This window comes from Nonomuraea cavernae (genome assembly GCF_040655715.1).
In the GTDB taxonomy this organism is placed as follows: domain Bacteria; phylum Actinomycetota; class Actinomycetes; order Streptosporangiales; family Streptosporangiaceae; genus Nonomuraea; species Nonomuraea cavernae_A.
This window is the reverse complement of record NZ_JBFAKL010000047.1, coordinates 23,784-30,087: the sequence shown is the minus strand read 5'-3', so window position 1 is coordinate 30,087 and position 6,304 is coordinate 23,784. Positions and strand designations below refer to the sequence as shown.

The following is a 6,304-nucleotide window of genomic DNA, read 5'->3' as shown; positions in this document are numbered from 1 at the left end:
AGCGGCACCGGCGGTTTCCAGTCAGGCACCGGCGAGGCCTTCAGCAACAACTGGTCCGCCTTCGACACCATCTTCAGCCCCGGCGACTTCACCGGTGACGGCAAGGCCGACGTGATCGCCCGTAACGCCACCACCAAGGACCTGCACCTCTACCGTGGCAGCGGCACCGGCGGTTTCCAGTCGGGCACCGGCGAGGCCTTCAGCAACAACTGGTCCGCCTTCGACGCCATCTTCTGACGCCCGATTCACCAAGGCACCTCGGCGTCGAGCAGTATGAACCCCTCCAGCGTGCGGTCTTTGCCAGAGACCACATCGCCGGAGGGGTTTGCTCGATCTCAGCTTTCGCACCTCCGCAGAGAAATACGGGCAGCAATGACCCTTTGGACCGATCCCATCCTCAGGCGCCACTCCGCCAAGATCATCTGACTGTCTAGAGTTTTTCTGTAAAACCATCTCAACAGCTTCCGGCGAGCCTAGTGTGTACCACCTGATACGGACTGATCTTCCCTAAAGGCGGACATACAGGAGTAAAGGGTTGCTGGATTTCCGTGTGCTGGGTCCTGTGGAAGCTTGGTATGAGGGCCGGCGGCTGGCGCTGGGAGGGCCGAAACCTCGTGCTCTGCTGGCGGCGCTGCTTCTCACGCCACGCCACGTGGTGTCGAACGACCGGCTCATCAGCCTTCTCTGGAACGAACGTCCACCCGAGTCGGCGCGCGCGCTGATCCATACGTATGTCTCTGCGCTGCGGCGGCGCCTGGCGGACGTGGGCGAGGGTGACATGATCGAGAGGCGCGCTCCGGGTTACCTCCTGCACCTGCGCGACGGGCAGCTGGACCGGGAGATGCTCGACCGCTTCGTCGACGAAGGACGCCGCGCCTTGGACGCGGGCGCCCGCGAGGACGCCGCCGTGGCCTTCGAAGCGGCGTCGGCACTGTGGCGGGGCACGTCCCTGGGCGGAATCGGGGAGGTCCTGCGGGCCGAGGCGGCCTCGCTTGACGAGATAAGGCTGAAGGTGATCGAGGAGCGGATCGCCGTCCAGCTGTCGCTGGGCCACTACGGCGACTCGATGGCCGAACTGACCGCACTGGTGGGCACATATCCGCAGTGCGAGCGCCTGCGCGGTCACCTGATGACAGCGCTGTACGCGCTCGGCCGGCAGTCCGACGCGCTCGCTGTCTACCACGAGGGGCGCGCGGCGCTCCACTCCGAACTCGGCATCGACCCCGGGCCCGAGCTGCAACACCTGTACGAGGCGATGCTGCGCGGCCAGTTGTGGCCGCCACAGGGCTCGTCCCCGGAAACCCCTGCCGTCGTGGAGCCAGAGACCCATCCGAGCCACACCGTGGCGCCCGCCCAGCTCCCCCCGGACATTCCCGACTTCACCGGCCGCACCGCCGTGCTCGCGGATCTGGTCGCCCAGTTCTCGGTGGCGGGACACGCCCCGCCCGTGTGCGTCATCTCCGGTAAGGCCGGGGTGGGAAAGTCGGCGCTGGCCGTGCACACCGCGCATCTGCTCGCCGACTCGTACCCCGACGGCCAGCTCTTCGCCGACCTGCGGGGCGGCGGTGACTCACCAGCCTCGCCGCAGGAAGTGCTCACGCGCTTCCTGCGCGGCCTGGGCATCGAATCGGCGCGGATTCCCGAGACGTTTCAGGAACGCGTCGACCTGTACCGCAGCATCATGTCGCGACAGCGCGTCCTGGTCGTGCTGGACGACGTGCGCTCCGAGCAGCAGACGCGGCCCCTGCTGCCGGGAGGCTCGAACTGCGCGGTCCTGGTGACGTCGCGGGGCCGGCTTCCGGGACTGGCCGGAGCCCATCTGACGGATCTCGACGTACTGAACACGTCCGCCGCCATGGAGTTGTTCGCCGCCGTCGTCGGCCAGGAGCGGGTCGCGGTCGAACCCGACGCCGCGGCAGACATCGTACGGCTGTGCGGCGGGCTGCCGCTCGCCGTGCGCACGGCCGGAGCACGCCTGCGGACCCGCCGCCAATGGCCGATCGCCACGATGGCCCGCAAGCTGAGCGACGAGCGGCACCGCCTCGACGAGCTCTCCGCGGGAGACCTCGAAGTGCGGTCGAGCATCGGACTGAGCTACCGCCTGCTGGACGACCAGGCGAAGGCGGCCTTCCGCAGACTGGGCGTGCTCGGGATGCCGGACTTCGCCTCGTGGATCGTCGGTCCCCTGCTCGACCAGCCGGCGCAGCGGGCGGAGGAGGTCGTGGAGCGGCTGGTCGACGCCCAACTGCTCGACTACGTGACGACGGACGCCTTCGGCCAGGTCCGCTATCGCCTGCACGACCTGTTACGGGTATACGCGAGAGAACAGGCGGAGAAGGAGGAGCCCGTTGCCGAGCTGGCGCAGGCCGTGTCCCGGGTGCTGGGCAGCTGGCTCTGGCTCATCACGCAGGCCACCAAGCGCACCCCTCCCGGCGAGGTCGAACTGCGCAGTGACTACACGACGGCCCGGCCCGTTGACGCGAGCCTGGCCAAGCGGCTGCTGGCCGATCCCGCGGCCTGGCTCGAATCCGACACGCCGGCGCTCATCGCGGCCGTCGACCGGGCGGCCACGATGGACCTGGACGTCGCCGTCTGTGACATCAGTGCCGCCATGTCATGCTCGGTGTTCTTCGCCGGTAGCCGGGTGGCCGAATGGCGCAGCAGCCACGATTCCGCTCTCGCGGCGGCGCGCCGCGCCGGGAACTGCTCAGGTGAGGCCACCTTGCTCGCCGCCCTCGGCCAGACCTACTACGAGCTGGACCAGTTCACGTCGTCATACCAATGTTTCACACAGGCGCTCGCGCTGTTCGCTGAGACCGGCGACAACCGGGGGGAGGCGGTGGTCCTCGTCGGGATCGGCGGCGCTTGCAGGGAACTGTCCCGATACCAGGAGGCGCTGGACTATCTCACCAGAGCGGCCGACTTCTTCCGCCTCTTCGGTGACGACACCGCGGTCGGCCACACCTCCCGAGTGGCGGCCTCCATCCATCTCGAACTCGGTGCGTTCCACCTTTCGCGCCCTCTCCTGCAGGAGGCGCTCACGTCCTACCGCGCCGTCGGTAGCAAGCGAGGCGAAGCCCTCACCCTGCGCACGATCTCACTGCTACATCGAGCCCTCGGCGATCACTCCCGGGCTGAGAGTCTGTGCGCGCAGGCGCTGAGCCTGCTGCGGAGCATCGGTGACGAGCACATGGCGGCCTACACGCAGCAGGCACTGGCCAAGGCCCAGATCCGGTTGGGCAGAGGAAAGCAGGCACTGCCCGCGCTTGAGCAGGCGCTGGCGATCTGCGGAAGACGGCACGACCGATGGGGAGAGGCACTGGTGCACCGCACGATCGGCGAGCTGCATCTGGCCGAGGGACGGCTCGAAGCGGCCGCGACCCACCTCGGCCATGCGATCACACTGTGGGACTCGCTGGACACCCCGCTGCCCGCTGCCCGAGCCCGGCGCGATCTGGCCGAGGTCCGGCGAGCCGCCGGCGACTTCCGGTCCGCCGAGCAACTGAGCAGGCACGCGCTGAGGATCTTCGCCAAGTACGACGCCCGGGAGCACACCGAGCTCACCGCCGGCGACCACAGGACCGGCGACCTCAACCTGCTCGCATGACTTCGATCTCCGGATCGCCGGCAACATGAAGATCACTTTCAGGCCCGGCGGGTGAGCGCTTCGCGATATGTCTTGACCATGGGCAAGACGCGACATATCGTGTCCATCGACAACGCGATATTACGCGTATCTGGAGGTGGGCATGAAGCAGGAGCGAGTTCCCGTACTCGTGGTCGGCGGCGGTTATGCCGGGCTGAGCGCGGCCACGCTGCTGGCCTGGCGGCAGGTCCCCGTCATGCTGGTCGAGCAGCATCCCAGCACCTCGATCCAGCCCAAGGCGTTCGGCGTCGGCTCTCGGGCCGTCGAGCTGCTGCGGCCGGTGCCAGGCCTCGAACAGACACTCAGGGAGATCTGGGCGGGCATCGGCGACAACACGCGCATCGCCATCGCCTCCAGCCTGAGCGACCCCGACCCGCAGGTGATCATCGACGAATCCGACGCGGACTTCGCCTTCCTCACCGAGGCGACGCCCGCCCAGCAGTCGGGAGCGCCACAGGCCGAGGTGGAGCGGGTGCTGCGGGCCAAGGCCGAGGAGCTGGGCGCCGACGTGCGGTTCAGCACCGAGCTGCTCTCGCTCGATCAGGATGCCGACGGCGTGACCGCGGTGATCCGCGCGGATGGCGTCGAGACCACCGTACGAGCCGACTACGTGGTGGCCGCCGACGGCTACCGGAGCCCGATCCGCCAAAAGCTGGGCATCCCCACGACAGGGCGGGGCGAACTGGGCAACATGTGCTCGATCATGTTCGACGCCGACCTGACGGGCCTGGTGCGGGAGCGCGAGGTCACGGTCTGGTACCTGCGGAACGACGTCCTCACCGGCGTGATCCTTACCGGCACGGGCGTCGGCGCGCATGTGCTGGGCGTCAACTACGACACCTCCCTGGGCGAGAGCGAAGACGACTTCACCATGGAGCGCTGCGTCGAGTTGGTCCGGACGGCCACCGGCGTGCCCGATCTGGATGTCCGGATCCTCGATCGGACGACCTTCGCCCTGGCCCACCTGCTGGCCGACCGCTACCGCGAGGGGCGGGTCTTCCTGGCCGGCGACGCGGCGCACACCATGCCGCCCACCGGCGGGCAGGGTGGCACCACCGCGATCCAGGACGGGTGCGACCTCGCCTGGCGGCTCTGGCTGGTGCTCTCCGGCCAGGCGGGTCCCGGCTTCCTCGACGCCTACGACGCCGAGCGGCGCCCGGTCGGCACGCTGACCGCCAACGCGCAACTGGCCAACCTCGGCGTACGGATGCCGCCCGCCCAGCGCGCCGACTATCCCGAGCCACTCGACGATCCCCTACGGGCCATCTTCGGCTGCCGCTACCACTCGACGGCCATCCTGGACGACCCCGATGACGACGGGTCGATCCTGGACGACGCCCGCGTGCCGGTCGGACGGCCCGGCAACCGGGCCCCGCACGTGGTGCTCGACTGGGAGGGGCAGCGGATCTCGACCGTCGACCTGTTCGCGTCGGGGTTCGTGCTGATGGCCGAGCGGCAGGGCAGGGCGTGGATGGAGGCCGGGCGCCTGGTCCAGGAACGGCTGGGCATCCAGCTCACCCGCGTCCTGATCGACGAGGAGTTCGTGGACGTGGAAGGGCGCTGGCAGGAGAGGTACGGCGTGGGCGAGGGCGGCGCCGTGCTGGTCCGCCCTGACGGATATGTCGCCTGGCGCTCGCGCGGCGAAGACCCCGATCCGGCCGCCACCCTGGAACGGGTGCTCCGTCAGGTGCTCAGCCGCTGACCGCCAACGATCGCTCAGAAGAGCGCAGGCTTCGGCCGCGACCGGTCAGAAGGGCGAATGCTTCGGCCGGCGACCGGTCAGAAGAGCCGGAGCTGCCCGGTCCGTTGTGCCCGCGCCTCGCCCGCCCTGAGCGCGGCGACCGCTCCGAGCAGCAAGACCGCGGACAGTACGGCCAGCCCCGCCAGCTCACCGGCGAGATCGCCCACCCCTTGCCCGTCGAGCAGCGCACCGCGCACGACCATCAGACTCCCGGTGAGCGGCAGCACCGAACCGGCGGCCTGGAGCCAGCCCGGCAGCGCGAATGTCGGCAACCGGACCCCGCTGGCGAACCACATCGGATCGTCCAGCAGCGTATAGAGGAACGCCGAGTCCCTGGAGAAGATCAACAAGCTGTTGAGGAACGCCCCCCACGCGACGGCGGGCACCAGCACGGCCAGGAAGACGACCGCGTACATCCCCGGATGAGCCACGTCGATCACGTCGAGCAAGGTGAACATGGCCGCGACGAAACAGGCGAACAGCCAGGCGTTCTGCACCAGCGCGCCGAATCCGTTGCCGATCACCAGCACCAGCCGGTTGGCCGGCGACAGGAAGAGCAGCTCCAGCGTGCCGGTCTGGCGCTCGAAGGAGAAGTGCCAGGCCGACTGGACCATCGAGAAGAAGAACGTGAACCCGAGCGCCCCGGTGGCGAGGAAGGCGAGCAACCGCTCCGGGTGGGCGGCCAGCGGCCAGCGGCCGGCGATGCCGGGCGTGGCCGCCAGTGGCTGGAGCGTGTAGTAAGTGCCCGCGAGCGTCAGCAACGGCCAGAGCAACATCGAGCAGACGACCAGCTTGCTGCCGAAGATCCGGCGGTGCTGCTTGAGCGCCTCGGCACGCAGGATCTTCACCGCGTGCCTCATCGAGTCAGCTGCCAGGGCATGATCAGGCACGGGCACAGGCTGGCCGGATCGAGCTCG

The 6,304-nt window shown here is 68.9% G+C and carries 4 protein-coding genes; 3 read left to right on the top strand and 1 reads right to left on the bottom strand.

All coding sequences use genetic code 11. From position 1 onward, the window contains the following. From AB0I38_RS39395 to AB0I38_RS39385, 3 genes are all read left to right on the top strand, one after another. Positions 1 to 237: FG-GAP repeat domain-containing protein (locus AB0I38_RS39395; RefSeq protein WP_358495388.1), on the top strand; the 237-nt coding region annotated here is incomplete at its 5' end. Positions 238 to 562: 325 nt separating this feature from the next. Then, on the top strand, positions 563 to 3,607 hold the full coding sequence (locus tag AB0I38_RS39390) for an AfsR/SARP family transcriptional regulator (RefSeq protein WP_358495382.1): 3,045 nt from the start codon (positions 563 to 565) through the stop codon (positions 3,605 to 3,607). A gap of 142 nt (positions 3,608 to 3,749) precedes the next feature. Continuing rightward, positions 3,750 to 5,348 (top strand): FAD-dependent monooxygenase, encoded by a 1,599-nt coding sequence (locus tag AB0I38_RS39385; protein WP_358495378.1) that lies wholly within the window; start codon positions 3,750 to 3,752, stop codon positions 5,346 to 5,348. 77 nt (positions 5,349 to 5,425) lie between these two features. Here the strand turns inward: AB0I38_RS39385 and AB0I38_RS39380 are convergent, their stop codons facing one another. Further along, a complete protein-coding gene (locus tag AB0I38_RS39380) occupies positions 5,426 to 6,235 on the bottom strand; it encodes an ABC transporter permease (protein WP_358495373.1) in 810 nt (269 codons plus the stop codon). Positions 6,236 to 6,304 lie beyond the last annotated feature (69 nt).

Excerpts from the sequence above, each read along its gene's own strand:
- AB0I38_RS39385 (WP_358495378.1), top strand. The coding sequence starts at position 3,750 with ATGAAGCAGGAGCGAGTTCCCGTACTCGTGGTCGGCGGCGGTTATGCC.